General features: G+C 39.8%; 22 protein-coding genes. 4 read left to right on the top strand and 18 right to left on the bottom strand.

The annotated features are described in order from the left end of the window. Positions 1 to 293: hypothetical protein (locus BM146_RS19875; RefSeq protein WP_207649935.1), on the top strand; the 293-nt coding region annotated here is incomplete at its 5' end. Between the two features lie 155 nt (positions 294 to 448). Here the strand turns inward: BM146_RS19875 and BM146_RS14430 are convergent. The 5 genes from BM146_RS14430 to BM146_RS14410 form a co-directional block, all read right to left on the bottom strand. After that, a complete protein-coding gene (locus BM146_RS14430; protein ID WP_074890542.1) occupies positions 449 to 814 on the bottom strand; it encodes a DUF1667 domain-containing protein in 366 nt (121 codons plus the stop codon). Between the two features lie 48 nt (positions 815 to 862). Then, entirely contained in the window at positions 863 to 2,131 is a 1,269-nt protein-coding gene (locus tag BM146_RS14425) for an NAD(P)/FAD-dependent oxidoreductase (RefSeq protein WP_074890539.1), read from the bottom strand. Beyond that, complete coding sequence (locus BM146_RS14420) at positions 2,128 to 3,576, bottom strand: NAD(P)/FAD-dependent oxidoreductase (protein ID WP_074890536.1); 1,449 nt, start codon at positions 3,574 to 3,576, stop codon at positions 2,128 to 2,130. Before BM146_RS14420 ends, BM146_RS14425 begins: the two co-directional genes overlap by 4 nt. Positions 3,577 to 3,593: 17 nt before the next feature. Continuing rightward, positions 3,594 to 5,093, bottom strand: coding sequence for a glycerol kinase GlpK (glpK, locus tag BM146_RS14415; protein ID WP_074890534.1), 1,500 nt, complete (start codon positions 5,091 to 5,093; stop codon positions 3,594 to 3,596). Positions 5,094 to 5,267: 174 nt separating this feature from the next. After that, positions 5,268 to 6,446 (bottom strand): hypothetical protein, encoded by a 1,179-nt coding sequence (locus BM146_RS14410; protein WP_074890532.1) that lies wholly within the window; start codon positions 6,444 to 6,446, stop codon positions 5,268 to 5,270. A 144-nt stretch (positions 6,447 to 6,590) separates the two neighbouring features. On the opposite strand from BM146_RS14410, the gene BM146_RS19590 reads away from it, so the two are divergent. After that, complete coding sequence (locus BM146_RS19590; RefSeq protein ID WP_177201683.1) at positions 6,591 to 6,761, top strand: hypothetical protein; 171 nt, start codon at positions 6,591 to 6,593, stop codon at positions 6,759 to 6,761. A 25-nt stretch (positions 6,762 to 6,786) separates the two neighbouring features. On the opposite strand, the gene BM146_RS14405 is transcribed toward BM146_RS19590, so the two are convergent. The 8 genes from BM146_RS14405 to BM146_RS14370 form a co-directional block, all read right to left on the bottom strand. Beyond that, entirely contained in the window at positions 6,787 to 8,214 is a 1,428-nt protein-coding gene (locus BM146_RS14405; RefSeq protein WP_074890528.1) for an alpha-L-fucosidase, read from the bottom strand. Continuing rightward, positions 8,211 to 9,443 carry a pectin acetylesterase-family hydrolase gene (locus BM146_RS14400; protein ID WP_074890549.1) on the bottom strand — a complete coding sequence of 411 codons (1,233 nt, stop codon included), beginning with the start codon at positions 9,441 to 9,443 and terminating at the stop codon, positions 8,211 to 8,213. Before BM146_RS14400 ends, BM146_RS14405 begins: the two co-directional genes overlap by 4 nt. A 100-nt stretch (positions 9,444 to 9,543) precedes the next feature. Further along, positions 9,544 to 10,209: a DUF6320 domain-containing protein gene (locus BM146_RS14395; RefSeq protein ID WP_074890526.1), complete on the bottom strand. Its 666-nt coding sequence runs from the start codon at positions 10,207 to 10,209 to the stop codon at positions 9,544 to 9,546. Beyond that, the gene (locus tag BM146_RS14390) at positions 10,209 to 11,480 is read right to left on the bottom strand and encodes a hypothetical protein (protein ID WP_083413573.1); all 1,272 of its coding nucleotides are present in this window, start codon (positions 11,478 to 11,480) and stop codon (positions 10,209 to 10,211) included. The genes BM146_RS14395 and BM146_RS14390 overlap by 1 nt, the downstream gene beginning before the upstream one ends. Before the next feature lie 27 nt (positions 11,481 to 11,507). Further along, positions 11,508 to 14,162, bottom strand: a complete 2,655-nt coding sequence (locus BM146_RS14385; RefSeq protein ID WP_074890521.1) for a right-handed parallel beta-helix repeat-containing protein — start codon at positions 14,160 to 14,162, stop codon at positions 11,508 to 11,510. A 672-nt stretch (positions 14,163 to 14,834) separates the two neighbouring features. Further along, the gene (locus BM146_RS14380) at positions 14,835 to 15,980 is read right to left on the bottom strand and encodes a GGDEF domain-containing protein (protein ID WP_074890519.1); all 1,146 of its coding nucleotides are present in this window, start codon (positions 15,978 to 15,980) and stop codon (positions 14,835 to 14,837) included. Positions 15,981 to 16,087: 107 nt separating this feature from the next. Further along, complete coding sequence (locus BM146_RS14375; protein ID WP_074890517.1) at positions 16,088 to 16,360, bottom strand: hypothetical protein; 273 nt, start codon at positions 16,358 to 16,360, stop codon at positions 16,088 to 16,090. Between the two features lie 102 nt (positions 16,361 to 16,462). Next, a complete protein-coding gene (locus tag BM146_RS14370) occupies positions 16,463 to 17,161 on the bottom strand; it encodes a YggS family pyridoxal phosphate-dependent enzyme (protein WP_074890514.1) in 699 nt (232 codons plus the stop codon). Between the two features lie 124 nt (positions 17,162 to 17,285). On the opposite strand from BM146_RS14370, the gene BM146_RS14365 reads away from it, so the two are divergent. After that, positions 17,286 to 18,167, top strand: coding sequence for a PilZ domain-containing protein (locus tag BM146_RS14365; RefSeq protein ID WP_074890512.1), 882 nt, complete (start codon positions 17,286 to 17,288; stop codon positions 18,165 to 18,167). 119 nt (positions 18,168 to 18,286) lie between these two features. On the opposite strand, the gene rho is transcribed toward BM146_RS14365, so the two are convergent. From rho to BM146_RS14340, 5 genes are all read right to left on the bottom strand, one after another. Next, complete coding sequence (gene rho / locus BM146_RS14360) at positions 18,287 to 19,792, bottom strand: transcription termination factor Rho (RefSeq protein ID WP_074890510.1); 1,506 nt, start codon at positions 19,790 to 19,792, stop codon at positions 18,287 to 18,289. Positions 19,793 to 20,283: 491 nt separating this feature from the next. Further along, positions 20,284 to 21,165, bottom strand: coding sequence for a protease modulator HflC (hflC, locus tag BM146_RS14355; protein ID WP_074890508.1), 882 nt, complete (start codon positions 21,163 to 21,165; stop codon positions 20,284 to 20,286). 14 nt (positions 21,166 to 21,179) lie between these two features. Beyond that, complete coding sequence (hflK, locus tag BM146_RS14350; RefSeq protein WP_074890506.1) at positions 21,180 to 22,112, bottom strand: FtsH protease activity modulator HflK; 933 nt, start codon at positions 22,110 to 22,112, stop codon at positions 21,180 to 21,182. A gap of 101 nt (positions 22,113 to 22,213) precedes the next feature. Next, the gene (locus tag BM146_RS14345) at positions 22,214 to 23,560 is read right to left on the bottom strand and encodes an NCS2 family permease (RefSeq protein ID WP_074890547.1); all 1,347 of its coding nucleotides are present in this window, start codon (positions 23,558 to 23,560) and stop codon (positions 22,214 to 22,216) included. A gap of 60 nt (positions 23,561 to 23,620) precedes the next feature. After that, complete coding sequence (locus BM146_RS14340; protein ID WP_143087496.1) at positions 23,621 to 24,253, bottom strand: CPBP family intramembrane glutamic endopeptidase; 633 nt, start codon at positions 24,251 to 24,253, stop codon at positions 23,621 to 23,623. Between the two features lie 156 nt (positions 24,254 to 24,409). On the opposite strand from BM146_RS14340, the gene BM146_RS14335 reads away from it, so the two are divergent. Continuing rightward, a complete protein-coding gene (locus BM146_RS14335; protein WP_074890501.1) occupies positions 24,410 to 26,431 on the top strand; it encodes an ABC-F family ATP-binding cassette domain-containing protein in 2,022 nt (673 codons plus the stop codon). Positions 26,432 to 26,475: the final 44 nt, after the last annotated feature.

The raw sequence follows: 26,475 nt of genomic DNA, 5'->3' as shown, positions 1-26,475 counted from the left end.
TATCAAAGCAACTCTTTAACGATTTGTATGCAGCATTCGAAAGCTGCGTCCATGGAGTCTTGAAAGTAGCCATCCCTACTGTTCTCGGAGTCAGAGCCCGAGGCAATAACACCCAGCCACACCGCAAGGTGCTTGCCATTGACGGGTTCTGCGGAAAACGCTACAATGCTGAATCCGACGGTGAGATAATATCTACTGTTCCCATCATCCTCACCGTCGGCAGAGCCTGCAGGGCGTTTTCCTCAGGTTCAGTCAATGGTGGCGTACGCAGACGTAATCTATACTTTTTCTAATAGAGTCAGTGGGACACTTCAAGTGACTTATCAACAGACATTGGGCAATGTCTGCCCCCTAACTTCTACCTCACTTACGCATATACAAAAAGAGAGGATTCTGATGTATGCTAATTGCAAACATCAGAATCCTCTCCCTAATCTACAGCCTTATATCAAACTGCTGCTATCTCTCTCGTAGCAATCACGCTTACTCCAGTTCCTGCAACATCTTCTATAAGTACATCTCCAATATGCGCAGGTGCACTAACAACGGCCGCGTCTATATCCTTCATGACATCAAAGATCTTGTCCTTTGGAATATCGCTTGCAGTTTTTACTGATACTCTCTCTTTATCTCCACCGGTTATTCTGATGGTACTTGTAACAATCCTTGTGGGATTAACAACTTCTTTTCTTGCATATATATCGCCCTTTGGGCATGTATTGCCTGCAACTTCCAAAACCTCTCCGTTTTCCATAGATACAGTCAGCTGGCAGCCCATAGGACATCCTATACAGGTAAGTTCTCTTTTTTCCATTTCCAATACCTCTATTTCCCTGATCTTATTAGATAAGCTTTTTTAATCTTATTCGTTCTCAATCTTAACCGTTATCTTCTTAAGTCCGCTATGTTCCTGAATCTGACTCTTTCTCAAAATGATCTGTTCCATTTCACCGGGAGCCATGATCCTCTTCTGGTTATGCATGATGCGTTCATCATCAAAGTAAACACTGACAAAAGAGTTCTTGTAAACATCACCGACTCTGAATCTTACTGTCAAAAGATCATCCATACGTTCAGGGTTGATTGAACTTGGAACTGTATATCTCGCGCCCTCTGTCGCAGTGATCTCAATTGTCTCTGCGCCGCTTTCATCCTTGCAGCCATCATTTATATACTTAACAGCGTTCTGGCCTGCTCTTTTTGCTTCTTCAGAAACATAGTCAACAAGGTCATGAACGTGAAGAACATTGCCGCAGGCAAATACGCCCGGGATGTTGGTCTCAAGTGACTCATTTACGACAGGACCTGACGTAACAGGGCTCATCTTTACGCCTGCTGATCTTGAAAGCTCATTCTCAGGGATAAGTCCGCAGGATAAAAGAAGTGTATCGCAAGTGTATCTCTCTTCTGTACCCTTGATTGGCTTTCTATCCGGGCCAACTTCTGCGATAGTTACGGCTGTCACATGGTCTTTTCCCTCGATGTCAACTACAGTATGTGAGAGCTTAAGAGGAATTCCATAGTCATCAAGACACTGAACTATGTTTCGCTTAAGTCCGCCTGAGTAAGGCATAAGCTCAGCTACAACCTTTACCTTTGCACCTTCAAGTGTCATACGGCGAGCCATGATAAGTCCGATGTCGCCTGATCCAAGAATAACAACTTCTCTTCCGGGCATGTATCCTTCAATATTTACAAGTCTCTGAGCTGTTCCTGCTGAAAAGATACCTGCCGGTCTGTACCCTGGAATATTGAGGGCACCTCTTGGCCTTTCTCTGCATCCCATGGCAAGGATAACTGCCTTGGCTGCTATCTGGAAGCATCCGTCATCTTTATTTATTGCAGTTACAACCTTATCTGCTGAAATATCCATAACCATGGTATTAAGCTTATACTCAATACCAAGATCCAAAGCCTTTTTGATAAATCTATAAGCATATTCAGGGCCTGTGAGCTCTTCCTTGAAAGTATGAAGGCCAAAACCATTGTGGATGCACTGATTTAAGATTCCACCAAGTTCATGGTCTCTCTCAAGGATAAGGATGCTGTCATTTCCTGCCTCTTTTGCTGCTACTGCGGCTGCAAGTCCTGCAGGACCGCCGCCTACAATTACTATATCTACTGTCTTCATGATAAACTTGCCTCCCCTTTTGTTCTCTCAAGGACAATGTACGATTTGCCACCACTCTTGGTTATCTTCTCGTAAGGGAGTCCCAGTTCTCTATTGATTATTTCCATTGTTCTTGGGCTGCAGAAGCCTGCCTGGCATCTTCCCATTCCTGCTCTTGTTCTGCGCTTTACTCCATCAAGTGAGCGGGCGCCAAGAGGTCTGTGGATTGCCTCAAGGATTTCTCCTTCTGTTATGGATTCGCATCTGCATATGATTGTTCCATAAGCAGGGTTCTTTTTGATGAGCTCATTCATCTCTTCAACAGAAAGTCCCTCTGTCTTTGTGATTCCTTTTCTTGTTCCGATCCAGTTCTCTTTTTCAGTTAAAGAGAGCTTTTCTTTTACCATTTCTCCAACCATCTTTCCAATAGCAGGAGAAGCTGAAAGTCCAGGAGACTCGATACCTGCAACATCGATAAAGCCAGGTGCATCCTTAACTTCCTCGATCACAAACTCATGTCTTTCAAGATGAGCACGAAGTCCTGCAAAAGAAGTAATGACATTCCTCATAGGAAGATTCTTTACATTTTCACTTGCCTTAGAAACAACTTCATCAAGTCCCTGTGCTGTTGTATTGTTGCCCTCTTTGTTCTCAAGGTCGATTGCTGTAGGGCCAACAAGGAGGTTGCCGTGAACAGTAGGTGTAACGAGTACTCCCTTACCATATTTAGTAGGCTGCGGGAAAATAGTGTGTGACACATATCCTCCAACCTGCTTATCAAGAAGGCAGTAATCTCCGCGTCTCTCAATAATATGCATCTTGTCGCTGCTGACCATGTTGTGGATCTCATCAGCGTGAACACCTGCGGCATTTATAACCATACGGGTCACATATTCACCATTGTTTGTTCTTAAATGCCAAAGGCCATCCTCACCTTTTTTGATATCTTCAACTTCAGTGTTGAATCTAAACTCAACTCCGTTTACATTGGCATTTTCAGCCATAGCGATCGTAAGCTCAAATGGGCAGATGATTCCGCCTGTAGGAGCAAACAAAGCGCCCTCTACATTATCTGAGAGATTAGGCTCCATCTCTAAAGCTTCTTCTTTTGAAAGGATTTTAAGACCCTTAACTCCATTTTTCACACCTCTCTCATAGAGAGTCTTAAGGCCATCAAGTTCCTCCTTGTGAACGCACACAACCATGGAACCGTTTCTCTTAAATGGAATATCAAGATCCTTTGAAAGCTGATCCATCATCTCATTTCCTTCAACGTTGAGCTTGGCCATAAGAGAGCCTTCTTCAGCGTCAAATCCGGCATGAACTATGGCAGAATTAGCCTTTGATGTGCCTTCGCAGACATCTTCGCATTTTTCAAGTACACATACGCTGGCCTTGTATTTTGATACTTCTCTGGCAATGGCGCTTCCTGAAACCCCTGCGCCTATTATTAGACAATCGTACATATTTACCATCTCCTAAATTAGTTTTTTGCCCAACCGCGTGTTGAAGCAACAGCCTGTTTCCAGCCCGCAAGCTCTTTTTCTCTCTTTTCCTTATCCATTGAGCTTTTGAACTCTTTGTCTACAGACCAGTTATTTATAACATCCTCTTTATTTTTCCAGTATCCAACCGCAAGACCTGCAAGATATGCCGCTCCCATAGCTGTAGTTTCAACACAGCTAGGCCTTACAACATCTGTATCTATAATGTCTGACTGGAACTGAAGCAGAAAATTGTTTTTAGAAGCTCCACCGTCAACTCGTAGACTTGTGAGCTTATTTCCTGTATCAAGCTCCATGGCTGCAAGTACATCTGCAGTCTGGAAAGCCAAAGATTCAACTGTCGCCCTTATTATGTGATACTTGTTTACACCTCGTGTAAGTCCTACGATTGCGCCCCTTGCATAAGGATCCCAATATGGAGCGCCAAGTCCTGTAAATGCAGGAACTACGTAGCATCCGTTTGTATCTTTAACTCTTGTTGCAAAGTATTCTGAATCAGGTGCAGAATCAATTGCTCTGAGCTCGTCCCTAAGCCACTGGATTGCTGCTCCTGCAACATAGACTGAACCTTCCAGCGCATATGTAACTTTTCCATCTATGCCCCATGCAATTGTTGTCAAAAGATCATTCTTGGAATAAACAGGCTTATCTCCTGTATTCATGAGCATAAAGCAGCCGGTTCCATAAGTGTTTTTGGCATCTCCCTTGTTAAAACATGTCTGTCCAAAAAGCGCCGCCTGCTGGTCACCTGCAGCTCCTGCAATCCTTATTGGCCCTCCAAAAAACTCAGAATCAGTTTCTCCATAGATGCAGCTTGAAGGTTTAACCTCAGGAAGCATGCTCATAGGAATATCAAGAATCTCGCAAAGCTCCTTATCCCATTCCAATGTATTGATGTTAAAAAGAAGTGTTCTTGAAGCGTTAGAATAATCGGTTACATGAACCTTTCCCTTTGTAAGCTTGTAAATAAGCCAGGAATCAACTGTTCCAAAACAAAGCTCGCCATTTTCTGCTCGCTGTCTTGCTCCATCGACGTTATCCAGGATCCATCTGATCTTGGTTCCTGAAAAATAAGGATCGAACTTAAGACCTGTCTTGCACTGGAATTCCTCTACGATTCCTGGTCTTTCTGCTTTCATTTTTTCTGCAAAATCTGCAGTTCTACGGCACTGCCATACAATGGCATGTGTGATGGGCTGTCCCGTCTTTCTGTCCCACACGATAACAGTCTCACGCTGATTTGTTATTCCTATCGATGCTATATCTTCAAATTTGGCATCTATCTTATTCATTGCCTCTCTTGCTACAGACAACTGCGTCTGCCAAATTTCGCTGGCATCATGCTCAACCCAGCCAGGCTCCGGAAAAAACTGTGTAAATTCCTTTTGAGCACAGGAACAGATTTCTCCCTTTTGATTAAAAAGGATACATCTGTTACTTGTTGTTCCAGAGTCCAAAGCCATTACATATTTAGCCATTTATTACTCCTACCCTTCCCCAAAAAATCTTAAATCATGCTATTATGATAAGTCTATATTGTGCTATTTGCAATACATTCACAATATTTCAGCCTTATTTTTGTAGCATTTTAACAAAAAGATATACTGGTTTTTGTTGGAAACCAATATATCTTTTTTAGTTTTCTTGTGCTACTAATCTACTTCTATGGCTTCATAAGCTGTGTAATATGTCTCTATACGGTCAAATTTGTAATATGCATCCCCTTTTATAGTTGCCAGGCTTCCCGGATTTATACACACATCATCAATATTATTTGGGATTAGCCAAATGCAATCCACGAGTTCATCTCCGTAAAAAAACAGAACATAGGCATCGACTTTAACCTTTATATCCGAAGTGTTATCCGCAGCCAAAACAACTGAATTCCCGTCAACCTTTGTATAAACAAGCACCTGATCAGACATATCCTTTTCATAGGGAGTTCTTTTGGTCATGGTAAATTCATACATTGCCGGAATCTGTCCGTTCAGGAGGTTTTTATCAAATCTTCCCTCGATAACAAACTTCGCACCATTTGGAACAACTTCAGATGTTCTCTCAGAAACTGCAAGTTCATTTCCATCGCCGTCCCTTGCAGTAAACATGCACTCATATCTATAAATTTCTCCTGTTTTATTCTGGAGCACAATAACAGGATTGCAGTTATGATCATCCTCTCTGAAATACTGAGCGACAATTTCAGTTCCAACAGGAAGTCCACCATAAGAAGGCATATCGTCATCAGAAGCTCCAACATATCCGCTCTCCGGCTTTATATCAAAATCCTTTTCTATATCTTCAAACTTCTCAAATATACTCTCCGGATAGTCCATATAATCAATAGAATTCTTTTTGTCATCACTGGCCTCAACAGTGCTTTCAACAGTCTCAGCAACATCCTCTGAACTATCCGTCACTGCTTCATCACCGGAATAATACAGATTTTCGTTTTCCTCCACCGGATCCTCTTTTTCATTTTTTACAGTCTCTACATATTCAGCATCAACAGCCTCATCTTTTTCTCCTTGCAAAAAAGACATATCAAATCCCAGATTGGAATAATTCTCGTATATTATCTGTTTCCAAAAAGGCATACCTGTTCCTTTGTCAAAAGGTAACGAAAAACCATAACAATTAATATACATGATAATAGGGAGCAAGATTCCTGCAAAAGACACGCAAAGTGCTCTGACTGTATTTATTGATTTTTCCTGAAAATAACAATAAACACTCAGACAAAAAGAAATAATTGAAGGAAATATTCCGACTAAAACCAAAGATGTTAAAAGACCAAGTACAGATAATAAAATTGTAATTACAAGCAATTGCATGAAATTACCCCTCATTTTATGTGCACATTGTACAAAAGTTACTCTCACATGAATGTCAATACTTGTATCTATATTTTTTTATACTACAATATATTGTAGTTAGAAAATGTATGAATTTTCGTTATTTTTGAGGAGGATGTGATTATGAATAGTGTTGCTACTTTGGAGGCTTCAGACCTGTTAATAGTACGTAGCATTCTTCGTTCAATGGCCAACGAGCACTGGTCAGTTGCCGAAGCATTGGATGAGTATGATATTCCTGAGGATCTTCGTGATGAATATGAAGCTCAGATAGAAGCCTGCTTTGTTGATTGAAGCAAGCTTCTATCCGGATCATACGTTATAACATTTCAATCTTAAATACGACTGGCATTTCGCTCTTGTAATCTGTTTTTAAGTGAAGACCATCTTCTTTTCTTTCAAAAGTTACAGGGCTATCGTTTGCCAGCACTTTGATGCCTCTGATTATACCTGAAAAACCGGTAGAACTGGCGGCATCTTTTTGTGTACCAAGGCTCTTTACGACATATTCACCGTTATCAGCACATTTAAGGACATGTACATAGATATTACCATGTGCCACTGTGAATCTGATATCTTCAGGAGTGTAGTTAATCTTCTGCTTATCGGTAAACTGTCCGCCGGCCATCTTGGTTGGCCCTTCTTCTGCTACTCTGTATGGCTTTGAATTATAGATAGCTTCGCTGTTTTCTGAGAGCCACTTACCTATTCCAAGTAATGTCTTTTTATCCTCATCAGAAATTGTTCCGTCAGGTTTTGGTCCTACATTTAAGAGCATGTTTCCGTTCTTGGCAACAGCATCAATAAGATTGCATACTATTTCCTCAGAATCTTTGTACTCATTGTCGATAGTATAGCACCATGAGCGTCTTCCTATTGCCGTGTCAGTCTGCCAGATGAATGGCTGTGCCAATGCCATCTGTCCTCTTTCAACATCAGGAACTGCTACTCCGAATGGGAATGCATCATGCTTGTAATTGATGACACCAACCTTTCCGATCTTCTCCATTTCGTTGTAGTAGTAAGCTGCCATCTCTCTAAGGTATGGCTTTAAACAAGCCTCCTGGATCCACCAGTCAAAATAAAGGACTTCAGGATGATAGTTATCAATGATCTCTTTTGTCCTTAAAAGCCAATCCTCCATAAATTCTTTGGTCGGAGTTGGCTCAGCATAGAGGTCATAATGATCTTCAGGCTCTTTCATTGCAGGCCAGTAGAGGCTGTCCTTTGTAATAGAGTCATTAATATCACTCTCAAATTCTCTACCGTGACTCATAAAGAACCAGTGCTCGATTCTGTGTGAAGAAGCACCAAATCTCATTCCTTTTTGCTCAACGCTCTTTTTAAGTTCTCCAAGATAATCAATCTTTGGTCCCATCTCAAAGGCATTCCACTTTGATATTTTGCTCTTGTACATCTGAAATCCATCGTGGTGCTCTGCTACAGGAACCACATATTTTGCTCCCGCCTTTTTGAAAAGATCTGCCCATTCATCAGCATTAAATTTCTCAGCCTTGAACATTGGAATAAAATCTTTATATCCAAAATCCTTGTGAGGGCCGTAGGTCTTAACGTGATGTTCAAACTCCCTTGTACCCTGAATATACATATTTCTTGAGTACCATTCATTGGCATATGCAGGAACTGAATATATTCCAAAATGAATGAATATTCCAAACCTTGCATCTGAGTACCACTGTGGTACTCTGTAATTTGATAGTGAATCCCAATCTGCTGTGTAAGTCATTTCTTTCTAGTCCTTGCTTTCCCCTTTTTATTTTTCTCTTTATCTTCTTGTAAAAGATCCATTCCAACATCATATACCTTCCCTTCAACAGCATCAATAAGCCAGTTGGCCATTGATATTCCATTCTGAGTAAATGCTGTGAAATGAAGCTCTCTCACACTGGTGTGAACCGTTCCTCCCATAGTAATAAATGGTAATTTCCAATCGTTTATGAAAATACCAAAATGTGGTGTTATACTCTTTAGCTCTTTTACCATCTGAATAAGCTGGTGATAATACTCATCCTGCACTTCAGAATCCGTCTCGTACTTCTTGCGGATAATGTCGTTGTAATAAGCACTTAAGAGATAATCTCTGGTAGAACTTGAATATAAAAATTTAAACCTGTCCCCGTACTTGGCATAAAGAGCTTTATACCAGTCCAGGGTTATGTTATCGCTGACTATCGGCTTCCAAAGGCTTTCCTTGGTCATCCAGATATTCTTAGCTGTTTTTCTCCAGTTTTTGTAAAGGAGCTGTCCACTGTCGGAAAATACTGTGATATTCCTGGCGTTTGGATAATAATCATCAACGATTTCTCCTGCCAGTGCAGGAACCGCAAAGGCACCTGCTGAATTTCCGGCGATCAAAAGCTTTGAAGGCGATGGAAAGAGCTTTTTAGCCACCTTCATGCTCTCGAGAAAGTTAACATATCCGTGAAAATGAAGGACTTCATCCTTTCCGTCCTCTGATTTATATGGATAATCATTGTTTCCGATATGGAAATCTCCCGTAGCATAAGTTATTACCACAAAGCTCCAGTCTTTAAAAGGATTTTTATCAGAAACAATATCAGTAATTCCTACGTTAATGTTCATAATCTGGGTAAAAGGCCTTAAGTTGTTCCAATAATAATTCGGAAGCCCCGCCGCAACTTTGCCGCCTGTAACAGGTCTTGCTGCAGTGTACTCATTCCATGCTACCCCGCCTCCAGATAAAAAGACGCACAGCTTATCCGGATCAGCTTTTTTAACATAGATATAGTACTCAGAACCATCTCCCGAAAGCCCCCTGTCAAGTGAAACCCTGTACCAGGTCATATCCTTGGGATCCTCCGGAAGCTCATCCGCCAGTTTGTTGCGGTCTTCCATTACCTTTCCAATGGAGTTCTCCACGAAGTCTCCCACTCTGCTTGCAAAGACGATTCCTCGTTTGAAGTTGTTTTTGTTAAGTCTGTTCTTTAAACTCATGAAACACCTATTACACTTTGTGATGATATACGGATTGCTCCGCTTCGCTCTCTCAATCCTACAAGCATGAACACATATTTGATCTGTGACACCTATATCATCACATATTAAACATTTTTTCTGAAGCATTCTTGAGGTCATTGAACCTGAAGATGATAACTCCTGCAAAAAGGATCAGGTATATCATCACACTGCTGACTGCAGGCCACGGAACCTTATTCATGCCATTTTTTATGAACACAATCTGAAGAAGCACCATCACAAGGTCAAGCACAAGGTAGAGAATATACTCATCAAGCCTAAGCTTTAACACAAGTGCGGTAATAATTGTTGCAATGGCAAGACCTATCAGGGTCAGCGGGATCATCCACGCAAAACTCCACCCGTGAAATCCTGTATGAATATCCACGTAAATATCTACCACTATCGCCACTATCACTTCCCAGGTTATTACCTTTATCAGGTTATTTCTAAGATACATGGTGGTTATTATCGTGATCCATCCTGCCAGAATTCCCAGCATAACGGGACTGATAAATGAGAACTTATTCTCAGTCATGATATTGATGGTTGCAAAAACTATTTCAGAAGCAACAAAAAGAAACGTGCATACCTTCAAAAATGTGATATTACTGATCTTTTTTCTTCTTATTGTTGGAAAAGAAGGGCTTATCTCACCTTCCACATTTTTAAGTTTCCCCTGACATAACGGGCAACAGCTCTTATTTCCTCGTATATTAACTTTGCACTTTGGACACATCTGCATTATTCACTTACCTCCTCATCATAGTCGTTAGACCCAAGCTCAACTTCTATTCCCTGTTCTGACAGACATCTGAAGAAATTAAGCATTACTCTGTGGGTCTTAAATGGTGAGGCTTCACCAAAGGTCATCTTATCACCAAAGGAGCAGACTGTTACCTGCTGGGAGGATGCGGTCATAAAGGCGCTGAATCTGTCTATATATTCCTCAACCTCTTTAGGCATCTTAATCCTTCCAATGTTTGACATGGAAGTTGTTACACCCTTTTTGGCTGCAGCATCAAATCTTCCGATCGTGAAATCCTTTATAGGAAGTGGAACCACTTTTACGGCCAGGTTGTGCTCAAGAGCAGAATAAGAATTCATTGTCTTTTCAATATTCTCAGCTGAAAGCTTTTCCTTAAAAGCTTTGTCAACAGGCTCTATTATCGTAGCCAGATTACCGTCATAATTGGCTGGATCATAATCGATATTGATAACGCCAAAGAAATTTCTGGCTGTTCCGCTGTGATAGAACTGTCTTAAATTCACAGGAACACTTACCACAACATGCCTTTTCTTTTGACCACGGTTCATGCTGAGTATCGCAGCCTTAATGTAGATTGCAACGCACAAAACACCAACTGTTGTGTTATGCTGGTGCGCAAGCTCCAGGAATTTGCTGCTTGATACTGTTCCCTCAAGAAGATGCGGAAGCAGGTTTTCATCAAGCTCGCCGCTTACCTGATACGCCTTAACAGATGACATCTCCTTAAGCTGCTTGAGGCCTTTTTGCTTGCTATAATTGTCAGTGAATGCATCAACATTCTTTTCCTCAACAGAAAACTCATCAACAGGCTTGATATCTTCGCTAAGTGAGTGTTTGAGCTGAAGATAGCGGATAATAAGAGTCTTAAAAAACATAAAGGCTCCTGTTCCATCCGCAAGAACGTGGAACATTTCAAGATTTATTCTTTTATCAAAATAGTTAACTCTGTATAAAAGATTTTTATGCCCCGGAATATAAAGCGGCATGCAGGCTGGTGTGTGCTCAAGCTCAACAACAGGCCTTAGATCACTGTCCTCAAGGTAATACCAGAAAATTCCCCTGTGAAGGACACAGTTAAAAAACGGAAATTCATCGATAGTCTCGTCAAGAGCTATCTGAAGCATATCCTTTTCAACTTTTTCTTTTAACTCACATGTAAGTCTGAATACCCTTGTATTTGCTCCTCTCGCCGTAGAAGGAACAATTTTAGCGGCATTATCCAGTTTGTACCAATTTTTTCTCTCCATCAAAACTTTTAATCCTTACCTATAGTTTTATAAATGCTCAATTCTTTCGGTCACTATATCCATAGATGCTCTGCTTATCCTATAGATAACATCCTCCAGTGAAATGAACTTTTTCCCTCTTATAAATTTGAGATATTTGGGTTTAAATCTCATCTTTATGCCCTTTGGCTCAATTCCGAGGTTGACCTTCTCCTCAATTGTGCTGCAGGTATCAGCAGGGTCATGGGCCAGGCTCTTATTTAAAATGCAAAGAAGTGTTCCAGCTGTTCTTACTATTCCTTCAGCGTTTGGGTCATCATTTACATCAAGTGATTGCAGTGCTCCAACAGACCACTTCTTTAAACTATGATATATCCCATACTCGCAGTCTAGCTCTACAAGTTTTTCATTAGTGGAATCATAAAGCCACACCTCGTTCCCCTTTACGAACATGTCGCTTACTATAAAGAGCTCACCCTCAAATGGGAACTTGATACCCACATTTGAGCACCCGGTCAAAAGAATATTTGCATTAACTTCTGCTACATAGGCACCCAGGTCAGTTTCAAAACCTGTGGTATCTGCAACCATCTCAGGCTCTGACTCATACCTGATGTCTTCTTCCTCTTTTTCTTTCTTTTCTTCTATTCTCGCATTCTCATCATGCTTTATCTTATAGGAATAGAACAAAGGAGTCTGAACTGTAAACCTGTCACTGCCACATTCCTCGAAAGGTCCTGCAACAGGGAAGCGCCCTCTTTTCCTTCCAAAATAGTCTGTATCAAACAGGATAGAGCTTCCGTCAGGATTTTCAAATCTCTCCTCCGGTTCAAAGGCAAGACCTAAAGAATCCGAATTAACCGGAACTGTAAAGTTTCTCGGAAGATACTCATAAAGGTTGGTATGAAGTGTATATCTTCCCTCGTCTTCATCCACATAAAGACTTATTTTATGTCCCTGATCAATGTGTGCAGAAGTCTCAAAATCACAGCTCCTTGCACCGTTAAAATATGCGTTGCCTCCAAAATAAACCGGCAAATGATCATAATATAGATCATTGGAACCTAAAGTCTTTCTTGCATTTTTGCCAAATCTTCCAAAGTACTCAGAAGGACTTGGATATGTGTTGTAAGGAATGGTTCCGCATATAAAATTGTTGCGGTCTATGGTATCAGCTTCTTTTGAAACACAGTAGTCCAAAAGGTCCTGTCTTATTGGCTTTTGGACAAAAATGTTGTTATAAAATCTCGCATCACCGTGAAGTATTGTCATAAAGCCTGCAATCTTCGTAGAATGCGGCACATGATATGGGGTATATCTGTTTGTGGCAAACTTTTTCCCGCCATTGTCTGTTCCATTTCCAACATAGGTAAAAGAGCCGGCTATAAGGTTGTGCACAAAGGCTATTCCCTGAGCGCTGATCCTTGCGGCAATATCAGACAAAAGCAGGTTGTGATCAACAATCGTCGGCCCATGGGAAACTTCGATAAAGATATCTTCTCCCAACGAGAGCCCGCTTTCTATGATAGTTCCTTTTGGCGGAACATTATCGTGAAGGAAGTTCTGAGTGACCCTTGTTCCCTGCGCTTCCCAGTCCAGCCATATTCCCCGAGTACAATGGTCGATATGGTTTCTTCTGATCTGGGTGTCTATGGCAGCATGGAACTTGATACCTCCTATCTCTGCACCTTCAATGTTATGCTTATTATTTATATGATGTATATGGTTATCCTCTATAATTGAGAAAGCGCATCCCATGTGGCCTACAATTCCCGCCTGACCACAATCATGTATATCACATCTTCTGACTATGTGAGAGCCAACTGTTTCTTTGTCCCAGCCATCATTAACCGCCTGACATACCACATCTCTCTGGGTTTGTGTGCCATCTTTCAGCCAGTAAGAAGTCCATTTATTGTTATTGCCATGCTGATAATACTTTCCAAGACTTATTCCAACACATTTTGACTCAGCTATCTCGCACTCTTCTATGATCCATCCCTTTGACCAGTTAGGGCCGACCATACCTTCCTGCATCGCTGTAGGCGGTGCCCACTGAGTAGCAGCATTTTTGATGGTAAAACCGCTTAATGTAATATAATTCAGACCTTTTTTCTCCGGGAAAAAACATGCCCTCCTGACAGAAATCTCTACATCTTCCTGATTTGGGTCTTTTCCCTGGAAATTAGCATAGATGACTGTATTGTTATCTTCCTGAGCTGTAAACCAGACATACTCAGAAAAATCCGGGTCCCAGGAACGCTTATCCTTATCGGGATGCATGCAAAAAGACAGATCAAAAACTTCAGTCATTGATCTACCATTTAAATATAATTCACCTGTGTGGGGATTTTTATCCGAAGTCTTGAACCAGTCTCCTGCAACTTCAGAAATATATGGATTGTAATCTCCGAAAAAGCTGTTTGGTATTCTTATTCTCCAAACATTCTCAAAAGCCTCAAATCCCTTTAGTTCCTCAGAACCAGTGATAATAGCTTCGCCCCTTGATGTACTCTTATAGACAATTCTCTCTTTTTCAGTGCCGGAGTTTTTAGGTTTTACCCACTCTCTATATATACCGGGAGCCACCAGGACAGTGTCACCAGCCTTTGCCATATCAGCCGCTTCCTGAATAGTCTTAAAAGGATGATTGACGCTTCCGTCACCGCTCCTAAGCACATTACCCGCTACATAAATCTGCATATTCCCCTCCTAATAACACTATGTTCAATATTTTTTATCTACAGACACAAATATAGCTACAATACTAGTATATCACTAAAAGTGTATGCTATACTTACTGATAATTCAAAAAATAATAAGCAAACAAAACTTTACACAGGGGAATAAAATATATGGCACGAATGAAGTTTATATATGCGATTGCGATTATTGCAGCACTTATATTTGCAGGTGTCCTCATCAATTTAGTAAGTTCTTTATTTTGAGAATAAAAAAGCATGACATCTTGAACTAAATTCCAGAAATCCGCATATACTGCGGATTTCGTGAGAATATGAGTGAAGAGTCAACCAAGCCTCATCGACGAAGTCGATTTAAATTGGCTTGGTTGATGCATTCTTGAATTGTTGATTCAAGAATGCATATTTTATTGTAAACAGACGCAAAAATATTATTCTTTATATGTGTAGTAAACCTTAAATCCAGAAGTGCCCATAACTTTGGATAGAGCGATTTAGTATGAGCAATAGAGACAGTTAAGATAAAATAAAAGCCCTGTTTTCTGTTCTGAATAAGCATGAAAGAAAACAGGGCGCATTATTTTATATTTACTGTGTCTTTGCGAATACTACGAGATCTATCCGAAGGTATGGGCACTTTTGGATTTTATGCCACTCGCAAGAAAGTATTTTTTTAGTTGATCTTCTTTTGCTTATAAAGATCTGAATCTGCTCTGGCAATAAAGGCTTGGAGTGAAATCGGAGTTTCATAATCATACTGCGCAATTCCAACACTAATTGACAGATCATAGTTAGTACCAAAGTTTTCTGTGATGCGCTTAACATTATTCCTAATCTGATCTGCAAGCCACGTAGCTTCTGCCCTGTAGGACATCTCTGCCACCACCACGAACTCATCTCCGCCATATCTTGATACAAAGAACCTACTCCTTGGTCCTTGACAAGCATCTTTTATCGCATCTGATACTCTGATAAGTGCATTGTCTCCTTCAAGATGACCATAGGCTTCATTAACTGTTCTAAAATGGTCTATATCGATAAGAAGAATAAAAAGAGACATCCCCGGTTCTTCTTCTCTCATCTTCTTTGCAAGATATCTGAACATCTGTTTCCTGTTATTGAGCTGAGTAAGTGGATCCAAAGAGATAAGGTTCTCTGTCTGTGTAATATACGCATAAAAAACTGCAGCAACAATTCCATAACACAAGAATGGTATTCTCCAGTACATTGCCTGCATAACACCTAAAATAACAGGCATGAACGGAAATACTCCTATCATGAAATACATGCCTCTTTCAGCATATCTGTCCTTATCAAGTGCCCTGTAAAAAGCTTTCGCAGAAGCTGCAAAAAGATACCCAAAAGGAACAACAATAAGGATCAGATAAAGGTTTCCACCTACCAGAACATTATTCTCATCAACATAAAAAACCAGTCCTGTTCTATAGGCGGAAATGCACAAAATTGCTGAAATCCAGACCGGAATACTTATTAGTAGTCTCGCAATATCATTTTCTACCAACTTCCCTTTTTGTAAGGTTTCAGACAAAATAAACCAAAGGTATGCATCCACACTTATAAGCAAATATGTAAAAATATTGGATAAATAAAGAAGTGGCTTGGTGTTGTTAATAATACCACTGTCAACAAGTGCCCAAAATATCTCTGCTATAAAATACAGCATTGTAACAAAAACTATATTGCCAAGATAGACTGTTGAAAGATCTTTATTAACGCCTTTTATAATTTTAAAAAGAATTATCCCAAGTAGAAAGAAACAAGCCAGATGTGCTTCAATGTAGTAAAATTCGTACCCCAAAATGTCAAACCTCCGCTGCTATTGTACAATTGAATGAATTTTATCATGAAATCTCAGGCTTGTAACAAAAATCCATTCGATTTTATATATTGTTTATAATTTGGGGTTCACGCTCCTCCTGCAATAGCTTTAAGAGCGTCAAATTCAGACTCATAGACACCTCCCATGGCTTCCAAATCTTCCCAGGAATACCATGCACCACTAAGCTGAACTCCTTTGATTGAAATATCAGTAGTAATAACCATAAAAGGCTTGTGATTAACTACTATATAAGCAGTTCTGTTAAGTCCAAAAGGAGTAACAAAAACATGCCCTGTATCAATCAAATGATTTATCTGATCTATCGTGTAATTCTTGCTTAATGGGATCGTTCTCAACATACATATCGTCCTTCATCAATTCAAGGTATCTTACAAAAATAAGAGTCAAATAGTATAAAACAATTATACTATCTGGCTCTATTAGTGTAAATTCGTTTATGTTTATTTAATATTTGAGTAATCTCTTTCGCCAAAAATACCTGTTCCAACACGCACAAACGTGGCCCCTTCTTCAATTGCCACCTGATAATCCCCCGTCATTCCCATAGATAGAGTATCCATTTTAACACCCTGAATACCTTCTGCATTTATCTTGTCTTTAAGTTCTCTAAGTCCCTTAAAATACACTCTATTGCTCTCAGGATCATCAGTATAAGGAGCAATGGTCATAAGTCCTCTGATTCGTATATGTTCCAGGCTGCTTATAGCCTTTACAAATTCTATCGTATCATCCGGTGCAAGTCCAAACTTGGTATCTTCGCCAGCCATGTTCACTTCTATAAGTACATCGGCAACAATGTTTGCTTTTGCAAACTGCTTCTCTATTTCAAGAGCCAGCTTCTCATTATCCACTGAATGAATCATACAGACTATTCCAGGAAGGTATTTCACCTTGTTGGCCTGCAGATGACCTATCATGTGCCAATCCACATTCTCTGTTATAGCTTCGTGTTTATCTCTGATCTCCTGAACTTTATTCTCGCCAAATACTCTTATTCCACAATCCATCGCCTGTCTTATATCGCTTACAGGTTTAGTCTTGCTGACTGCTATGAGCGTCACTTCACTTCTGTCTCTTCCGGCTTTCTCACATGCTTCGCAAATTTTCCTCTCAACAAATTCAAGATTGTCTTTTATCATAACAGCTCCTGTTTGTAGCAGTAAACGTTTTTCCGCTTTATTTTTTCTGGAGCTTATTATATCATAATTCTAGGGGATAAGAATACGCATTCTTTAACAAACATAGTAATGAGGGGTAACCAATATGAATGTTAACGACATTGCAAATGGTTCTGAAATAAAAATATATGCAGCAATCGATGGTCACAGTATTGTTCTCATGACTGAGGCAATATTTGGAGTGACAGCAGGTCTCCTTGTTAAGCCAATGGAATACTTTGGCAAATATATGCAATTTTTGGAACCATCGCAGATTCAGGTTCTCAACAAGCGTGATGGTCGTGTCTACAGATTCATGTCAACTACTATCACACCTGTCAAAACAAGATACGGATATTATCATCTTATAAGGGCATCTTCCAAGCTTGAGCCGGAGAATTCCAGAAAAGCCGAAAGATTCTACATTGAAAAACTGGGACTTATGTCTATAAATGGAAATAACCTTGCTTTGAAGAACTGCCTGATCCATGACATTTCTTTAAGGGGAATATCTCTTATACTCGACAAAAATACCAACTTAAAGCCAGGCGACAAATTAAATGTCATGTTCAGATATGGTGCAACATTACACAACTATGAGATTAGTACTGTTGTGGTCAGAAACTTTGAAATACAAGGAAAAAAAGCTGTTGGTTGCAGCATATCCAATCTAAACGTAGATCTAATAGGACTCTTATCAGCAAAGAGAAATGAGAAACATACCGCTGTGGCAGAAAATCCTGAAATCAACCTTAATCCTGATATTTCACAGGCTCAACAGATTCAGGAAGTCGAAGAAGATCTGGCAAAAGAGATTTCGCCTTCAGAGAAAAAATCTCTTAACATAACGTCAAATGGCACAAATCCATTTGACCCATCCAATCTTGAACATATAACCGACAAATCTCTTCGTCAAAAAAAGAAAGAAGAAAAAATGGCTCAGCAGGCAAGGGATATTGAAAACCTTCTTGATCTTAGAGATATATAAAATGAAAGTCATCGCAAATACTGACACATTTGCGATGACTTTTTATTTTGTAACAACTATTACTAAAAATTATCAGTGATCACTTCTCCGTAATGGAATCCGCTCTCGTAATTATAAAATCAATAACGAATCTGTTTTTCAACCATGCGAACAAATTCAACATTGTTTCTTGTTTTTGAGAAAAGGTTGATACACTGATCAACTGCATCATCTGCCTTCATACCATTAAATCCCTTTCTCAGGCTGTTAATAGCAGCAAGCTCTTCTTTTGAAAGGAGAAGATCTTCTCTTCTGGTGCTTGACTTAGGAATATTGATAGCAGGGAAGATTCTCTTTTCCTGAAGTTTTCTATCGAGAACCATTTCCATGTTACCTGTACCTTTAAATTCCTCGTATATAACATCATCCATCTTGGAACCAGTCTCAATAAGCGCTGTAGCAAGGATTGTAAGACTTCCGCCCTCTCTCATGTTTCTGGCAGCACCAAAGAACTTTTTAGGCATATGAAGAGCTGCAGGATCAAGACCACCTGAAAGAGTTCTTCCTGATGGTGGAACCACAATGTTATACGCCCTTGTAAGACGTGTGATTGAATCAAGGAGAATAACAACATCTTTTCCGTGTTCAACAAGACGCTTTGCTCTTTCCATAACCATTTCAGCTACTCTCTTATGGTGCTCAGGAAGCTCATCGAATGTAGAGTAGATAACTTCTACATTTGAGCCCTCAATTGACTCCTTGATGTCTGTAACTTCTTCAGGACGCTCGTCAATAAGCAAAATAAGTAGATGCATATCCGGGCTGTTCTTTAAAATTGATTTGGCAACATCCTTAAGAAGTGTTGTTTTACCAGCTTTAGGAGGAGAAACAATCATACCTCTCTGTCCCTTACCGATTGGGCAAATAAGATCCATGATTCTCATGGCAACAGATGCCCCCGGCTGCTCAAGCTTAATTCTTGAATTAGGGAAAATAGGTGTCATGTTCTCAAAATTCCATCTTCCCATAGCAACTTCTGGCTTATATCCATTAACAGAATCAAGTACTGCAAGGGCTGCAAATTTATCAGATTCTTTTTTCTCTCTGCATCTGCCCTTAAGAATATCACCAGTCTTAAGATTAAATTTTCTGATTACACTCGGTGCAACATAGACGTCATTCTCACCTGGCAAGTAATTCTCACATCTTATAAATCCATATCCATCCTGCATAACTTCAAGGATTCCATCTGCAGGATCTCCGTCTGCAACCGGAGTTTCTGCAACTGTTTCTTCCTTCTTGGGCTCAGTTTTGGAAGTCTCAGCCTGCTCATCTCTCTTAACTGTTTTTACTACGATATTTTTCTTATGAGCTCCACTCTTATCATGCCCTGTGGTCTTTTCGGCAGGAGTATCTGTTTTTTCTGCTTTTTCAGTCTTTTCAGCTTTCACCGGTTTAGCTGACTTTACAGTTTTTGCTGGCTTTTCTTCCCTTCTTTCATTTTTTTTATCTGATGCTTTTTCATCCATTTCGCACATAAGATCGATGATCTCTGCCTTTTTCATAGATGATGCGCCTTTAATACCTCTGGTCTTTGCTATTTCTCTTAGATCACTAAGTTTTAAAGTTTCATATTTTTCTCTCAAATTAACTCCATTCCGTGCATAGTGCACTGTACAACAACACTTTATATCCTATAAACAAATTATTAACATGGGATCTTCGAACGATGTACGTCGAATAGACGAATTCTGTCCTATTAGAAATAACTTCATACTGTAAGCTATCGTTACGTCACAACTACATTACAACATCCTAAAAAGAAAATCAACTAATTTTTTGGATTTTTTGTCATTTAAAATTACCAAATACTATTTTTTGCAATCTATCATCCAAAAACGCTCATTTTAGCGGAGCGATCTTTAATATCATAGGAAGCAATTTCCTATGATATTAAAAATCCCCACACTGTGGCAGTGTGGGGCGTAAATGTATGACTTCTTGAACTAAATTCCAGAAATCCGCATATACTGCGGATTTCGTGAGAATATGAGTAAAGAGTCAACCAAGCCTAATCGATGAAGTCGATTAGGCTTGGTTGATGCATTCTTGAATTGTTGATTCAAGAATGCATAATTTAATTAAAATTACCATAAAGAATCTTGGCAAGTTCTGAATTTTTATCAAGTACCAAAGTCTTATCGCCTGTAAGAGATCCCTTAAGAGCATCAAGGCCTCTGATATAACTGTAAAACTCAGCTTTATCCTCGGTGTCATAAGCCTTAGAAAGAGTTTCCATATATGCAGCCTCTCCTTCTGCTTCAAGGACCGCTGCATCTTTTTCAGCCTCAGCCTTTACGATGGCAACCTGCTTATCAGTTTCATTCTGGATTTTCTGAGCTTCAGCATTTCCCTGTGCCGTGTAAGAAGCAGCAATGTTGTTTCTCTCTGAAATCATTCTCTCATATACAGCCTGCTTGTTATCATCGGGAAGATCCAGAGCTTTTATCTGAGCCTGAACGATTGAAATACCATAGCCTTCCATATCAGAATTAGCTTCCGATGTGATAAGCTGTGTTAGCATCTCGCCTCGTGCCTCAATGACCTCATCCTGTGTCATAGATGAAATTGCATTCTTTGTTGCATTATATACAGAAGCCTCAATTCTCTCCTCTGCTCTTGTCTCAATAGCATTAAGTGTCTGAACAAACTTAAGAGGTTCTGCAACCTTCCACAGCACATATGTGTCTGTTATCATTGACTTTTTATCCTTCGTAATAACATCTGACTGAGGAATATCATATAAAATGACCTTCGCTGAAATTGACTGTGTGCTGTCAATAAAAGGTGTCTTGAAATGGAGTCCTGGATCCTGTGCTATTGCTACGATCTTTCCAAATCTTCTTACTGTAACATATTCATTCTGATGTACTATGTATGTTGATGATCCCACAAATACTGCTGCAAGGAGAACAAAAACAAGGATCACATAGCCTAAAATACCTTTTTTCTCATTCATTGTTTCAATCCTCCTTAACCGTTAAAACTGTCCAATGGAAGCATCTGCTGAGTGTTTCCGTCTGTTATAATAACCTTCAGATCAGGAAGAAGTTCTTCCATTGTCTCATAGAAAAGTCTCTTCTTTGTGATGTAAGGCTGAAGTTTATACTGCTCATACATCTCATTGAATCTTGCAACCTGACCTTCAGCTTCTGCTATTCTTGCCTGCTTGGCAGCTTCTGCATCCTGAAGGATCTTATCTGCAGCAGCTTCTGCCTTAGGAAGTTCCTCACTTTGATACTTTTTTGCATTGTTTACAGCTGTTTCTTTTCCCTGCTTGGCTGTTTCAACAGACTTAAATGCCTGTACAATTTCCTCTGTCGGTGGCTCAGCATCCTGAACAGAGATATTAACAACAGACATACCAATATTCTTTTCAGCAAGTTCTGTTGTAAGTCGCTCTTTTACCTCAGCCTGAATCTGTCCCTTTGCAGTTGTGATAACATCATCAACAGGGTAATTGACAACAGTATTTCTGATACTTGCAAGCGCCATGTTTTTCATGATCATCTCAGGATCTTCGCTGTTGTAATATGCAGCAACAGGGTCGCTTACTTTATATTCCAAATAGAAATCAATATCTACAAAATTGAAATCTGAAGTTATCATAATGCCTTCATCATCAACAGTTATGTTCTGTCCATCCTTAAGAACATATCCGATACCAATTCCATGAGTAGTCATATCTACTAAATGTACCTGCTGAATATAAGGAATCTTAAAATACAAACCGGCAGTATCAACACGCACAACCTTACCAAACATAGTAAGAATCGCCTGTTCCTGCTCTTTTACAGAGTAAAAACTGCCGTTTACTATTGTCAGCGCAAAAAGAGCCACGATAACTATAAGGACTACTTTAAGGCTGATCTTCTTTTTTACAAAGCCATTTTTATTTTTTCCCATTAATACTTTTCTCCAAATCCTCAAAAACACAACTAATGAAAAACGGCTGGCATACACGCAAGCACGCCAGCCATTTTTCATATATTCAATATTTCATTTAATTACTGGAAGTTTGCTACAAGGGCTACGATCCTAAGTGCAAAGAGAACGAATACTACCCACATGATTGGGCTGATATCTTTTGCCTTCTTAGTAACAACTTTAAGGATAACCCATGCAAGAACCGCAAACATGATACCTGTAGCGATTGAATATGCAAGAGGCATCATAACTACTGCAAGGTAAGCACCTACTGAATCAGCGATGTCACCGTCGAACTTAACTTTAGCAATTGACATAAGCATAAGCATTCCAACATAGATAAGAGCTGGAGCTGTTGCAAATGAAGGAATAGCAAGGAACAATGGGCTAAGAACGATTGAAACAAGGAACATTACACCAGTCGTAAGAGCTGTAAGACCAGTTCTTCCACCTGCTGCTACACCAGCACTTGACTCAACAAAACTTGTTACTGTTGATGTACCAAGTAAAGCGCCACATGTTGTTCCTACAGCGTCAGCCATAAATACCTGACCAACTCTTGGAAGGTTGCCATCTTTATCAAGAAGTCCTGCCTTATCGGCAACACCTACTACTGTTCCAACTGTGTCGAAAAGATCAACATAAAGGAAGCTGAATGTAATAGCCATAAACTGAATAAGATGCGTTGCAGCCCAACCAAAATTAAGCTTAAATGCTGTCTCAGAAATAGCGCCAAGCTGAAGTCCCTGTGAAAAATCCGGGAAGAGATTAGCTGCTGTGTAAACACCGGCTGCCTGAAGAATCATACCGATGATCCATGTAACAATGATTCCGATAAGAACGCCACCTGTTACATTGTAGTGTACAAGCGCTGCAATGATGATGAGTCCTACAAGTGCAAGAACCATATCAAGATCAGAGAAACTTCCAAGGCCTACTACTGTCGCATCATTAGCAACAATAATGTGTGCATTCTGCATACCGATGAATGCTACGAAAAGACCGATACCAGCTGAAATACCAAACTTAAGATTCTGTGGGATGCTGTTGATGATCTGCTCACGAAACTTAAAGAATGAAAGAACGATGAAGATAATACCTTCACAAAATACTGCTGTAAGCGCAATTGCGAATGGATTCTCCTCTCCGGCAAGTTCACCAAGACAAACCGTATATGCAAAATAAGCATTAAGTCCAAGTCCTGCTGAAAGACCGATTGGGTAATTGGCAAAGAAAGCCATTACGAAAGTTGCAATTGCAGAAGCAAGCGCAGTTGCAACGAATACGCCGTTTGCATTCATTACTGTACCCAAAATGTTAGGGTTTACGGCAAGAATATATGCCATAGTAAGGAATGTAGTTAATCCGGCTAGCACTTCCCTTTTTACGGTAGTGCCATGCTCATTGAGTTTGAAACACTTCTCCAACATACTTTTTTCTTCTCCTTTAAAAGACATTTATAAATTTGTTTATTAAACACCTTAGCCTTATCTGTTCAAGATCCTGCCGAGTGTGTAAATAACCTCATATATATTGTCGTAGAACTCGAATAATACGTGAGCCATTACAGAAATATAAATGTTCTTAGTCGCGATATATGCAATTGTAACAGGAAGAGCCATTATAGCCCATTCCAAAATCCCCAAAGGTCCATGCGCTCTTGTGAGAGCACAAAGGACTAAACTGATTATAGTAAAACAGATAGTCTGCTTTTTATTATCAAACCTGATGAGAGCCTTTCTAAAGAAAAGTTCCTCTGCTACAGGCTTTATGACTATCATCATAAGTGCATAAAAGAATGTTGGAATCAGATCGTTGTGAACTATTATACTTACAGCACCTTCATCAATATGAAAAGAAAACTGGGAGGAAATCAGCATTCTTAGCTTACCGGCAATCAAAAGGCCAATAAATGTAGCTGCAACCGGAATCCAGAAGCTTAATACTCTGCCAAAATTCTTGTACAGTTTTCTGAATGAAAACTGCTTATATATGAAATAAAAGTATGTAAGTAATCCAAAATAGAAAGCAAAGAATAAATGAAATGCCTGCTTGGGCCAGATCATTGTAGCAACTACAAAGATAATTTCCCACACTATTGGTATATATATTCGTTTCAAGGCAAACTCCTTTAAACAATCAAAAAAATCAATTCATATTATATATATAGCTTATGGCAAGGTCAATCATAAATATTCATTAATTATTAGTTTTGTAACTTTTAGCTTATCATGCTAAAATGTGTTGTCACAGCATTTTAACATGGAGTAGGAATAATGATTTTATCAGTACATAATTTGTGTAAGTCCTTTGACGGAAAAGATATTTTAAATGGTGCGTCTTTTCACATAGAAAACAATGAAAAGGCTGCTATCGTAGGTATAAACGGAGCCGGAAAAACCACTCTTATAAAAATGATAATAGGTCAGCTCTCTCCCGACGAAGGTGAAGTAACTTTTTCAAAAGACACCACATGGGGATATCTGGCTCAGAATCAGAACATAACCTCTGATAATACTATTCTCGATGAGCTTACAGAGGTAAAAAGAGACATCATAAACCTTGAGCAGGAAATTCGAAACGCTGAAGAAGCTATGAAGCACACTACAGGTGATGACCTTACAAAGCTCATGGAAAAGTACACTCAGATGCATGAAAAATTCCAGAGAGAATCGGGCTATGCATGGAAAAGTGAAGTTCTCGGTGTTGCTAAAGGCCTTGGCTTTATTCAGGAAGAGTTCGATAAAAAAATATCTACTCTCTCCGGCGGCCAGAAAACAAGAGTTGCTCTGGGAAAACTCCTATTACAAAAGCCTGACCTCATTATCCTGGATGAGCCTACCAACCATCTTGATATGAATTCTATCAGATGGCTTGAAAACTATCTCTTAAACTACAAGGGTGCAGTACTTATCGTCTCCCACGACAGATACTTCCTCGATAAGATCGCAGGTAAGATTATCGAAGTTGAAAATACAAAAGTTAGTTCTTTTACCGGCAACTACAGCACCTACGCAGTAAAGAAAGAACAGGTGCGCGCCGCTGAGCTTGCAGCATATGTCAAACAGCAGCAGGAAATCAAGCATCAGGAAGAAGTCATCACCAAATTAAAGAGCTTCAACAGAGAAAAATCCATCAAGCGTGCGGAAAGCCGCGAAAAGATGCTTGATAAGATCGAGGTACTTGATAAGCCAACTACTATCGATGACAAAATGAAGATTTCACTTAAGCCGTCCAGCGAAAGTGCCAAGGACGTTCTCACAGTTACAGGTATTTCCAAGTCATTTGGCAGTGAACAGCTCTTTTCCAACATCAGCTTTGAGATCAAAAAGGGTGAGCATGTGGCTATCATCGGAGACAACGGAACCGGTAAGACAACCATGCTCAAAATGATAAACGGCATAGAGTCCCTTGATTCAGGAAAAATAGAGCTTGGTGTAAAAGTTAAAATTGGCTACTACGATCAGGAACATCACGTTCTTCATGATGAAAAGACTCTATTCGAAGAGATATCAGATGCTTATCCTACTTTGAATAATACAGAAATACGCAACACTCTCGCTGCTTTTCTTTTTACAGGAGACGACGTATTTAAGAGGATCGGCGATCTGTCAGGTGGTGAAAAGGGCAGAGTTTCTCTAGCAAAGCTCATGCTTTCTGACGCAAACTTCCTTATCCTCGATGAGCCTACAAACCACCTTGATATAACAAGTAAGGAAATCCTTGAAAGTGCAATATCAGGCTATGAAGGAACTGTCCTCTATGTAAGCCACGACAGATATTTTATCAATAAAACAGCCACAAGGATTCTTGACCTTACACATGGCCAGGTAGTCAATTACATAGGTAACTATGATTATTACATGGAGCACGCGGATGAACAGAATTCAAGACTCTTTGGAGAAACTTCTTCCAATGACGGAAGCATCCTTGGATCCGGAAGCTTTAAGTATTCCTCCGCGCAGCAGAATGGTTTCTCTTCAGGCGCCGCAGCTTCTGTATCTTCATCAAATGGAAGCTCTGCTACTGCTTCAGCTCAAAGCTCCTCAAATGGCGCAATGGATTGGAAAGCCCAGAAAGAAGCTCAGGCTCAAAAGCGCAAACAGGAAGCTGCACTCAAAAAATGTGAAGAAGAAATCGCCAAGTTAGAAGCCAGAGATGGAGAAATAAATGAGCTTCTTGCTGATCCGTCAGTTGGAACAGACCTTGCCAAACTCAGAAAGCTCTCAGACGAGCAGACTGAAATTCAGGATAAACTTGCTGCTCTCTATGATGAATGGGAAACACTGTCGGAATGAGAAAAATGGGGCTGTTGCACTTTTGTCTTGTGTACAATCTATTG

It is taken from the genome of Butyrivibrio proteoclasticus (genome assembly GCF_900115735.1).
GTDB classification, from domain to species: domain Bacteria; phylum Bacillota; class Clostridia; order Lachnospirales; family Lachnospiraceae; genus Butyrivibrio; species Butyrivibrio proteoclasticus_B.
Note: the sequence above shows the minus strand (reverse complement) of the source record. Positions and strands in the feature narration are given on the sequence as shown.

Bases quoted from the DNA above. Each gene is read 5' to 3' on its own strand.
- BM146_RS14425 (WP_074890539.1), bottom strand. From the start codon at position 2,131: ATGAAGACAGTAGATATAGTAATTGTAGGCGGCGGTCCTGCAGGACTT.
- BM146_RS19590 (WP_177201683.1), top strand. From the start codon at position 6,591: ATGAATAGTGTTGCTACTTTGGAGGCTTCAGACCTGTTAATAGTACGT.
- BM146_RS14385 (WP_074890521.1), bottom strand. From the start codon at position 14,162: ATGCAGATTTATGTAGCGGGTAATGTGCTTAGGAGCGGTGACGGAAGC.
- BM146_RS14390 (WP_083413573.1), bottom strand. From the start codon at position 11,480: ATGGAGAGAAAAAATTGGTACAAACTGGATAATGCCGCTAAAATTGTT.
- BM146_RS14335 (WP_074890501.1), top strand. From the start codon at position 24,410: ATGATTTTATCAGTACATAATTTGTGTAAGTCCTTTGACGGAAAAGAT.
- hflC (WP_074890508.1), bottom strand. From the start codon at position 21,165: ATGAATGAGAAAAAAGGTATTTTAGGCTATGTGATCCTTGTTTTTGTT.
- BM146_RS14370 (WP_074890514.1), bottom strand. From the start codon at position 17,161: ATGATAAAAGACAATCTTGAATTTGTTGAGAGGAAAATTTGCGAAGCA.
- BM146_RS14430 (WP_074890542.1), bottom strand. From the start codon at position 814: ATGGAAAAAAGAGAACTTACCTGTATAGGATGTCCTATGGGCTGCCAG.
- BM146_RS14400 (WP_074890549.1), bottom strand. From the start codon at position 9,443: ATGAGTTTAAAGAACAGACTTAACAAAAACAACTTCAAACGAGGAATC.
- BM146_RS14405 (WP_074890528.1), bottom strand. From the start codon at position 8,214: ATGACTTACACAGCAGATTGGGATTCACTATCAAATTACAGAGTACCA.
- BM146_RS14410 (WP_074890532.1), bottom strand. From the start codon at position 6,446: ATGCAATTGCTTGTAATTACAATTTTATTATCTGTACTTGGTCTTTTA.
- BM146_RS14420 (WP_074890536.1), bottom strand. From the start codon at position 3,576: ATGTACGATTGTCTAATAATAGGCGCAGGGGTTTCAGGAAGCGCCATT.
- glpK (WP_074890534.1), bottom strand. From the start codon at position 5,093: ATGGCTAAATATGTAATGGCTTTGGACTCTGGAACAACAAGTAACAGA.
- BM146_RS14375 (WP_074890517.1), bottom strand. From the start codon at position 16,360: ATGTTGAGAACGATCCCATTAAGCAAGAATTACACGATAGATCAGATA.
- hflK (WP_074890506.1), bottom strand. From the start codon at position 22,112: ATGGGAAAAAATAAAAATGGCTTTGTAAAAAAGAAGATCAGCCTTAAA.
- BM146_RS14365 (WP_074890512.1), top strand. From the start codon at position 17,286: ATGAATGTTAACGACATTGCAAATGGTTCTGAAATAAAAATATATGCA.
- BM146_RS14395 (WP_074890526.1), bottom strand. From the start codon at position 10,209: ATGCAGATGTGTCCAAAGTGCAAAGTTAATATACGAGGAAATAAGAGC.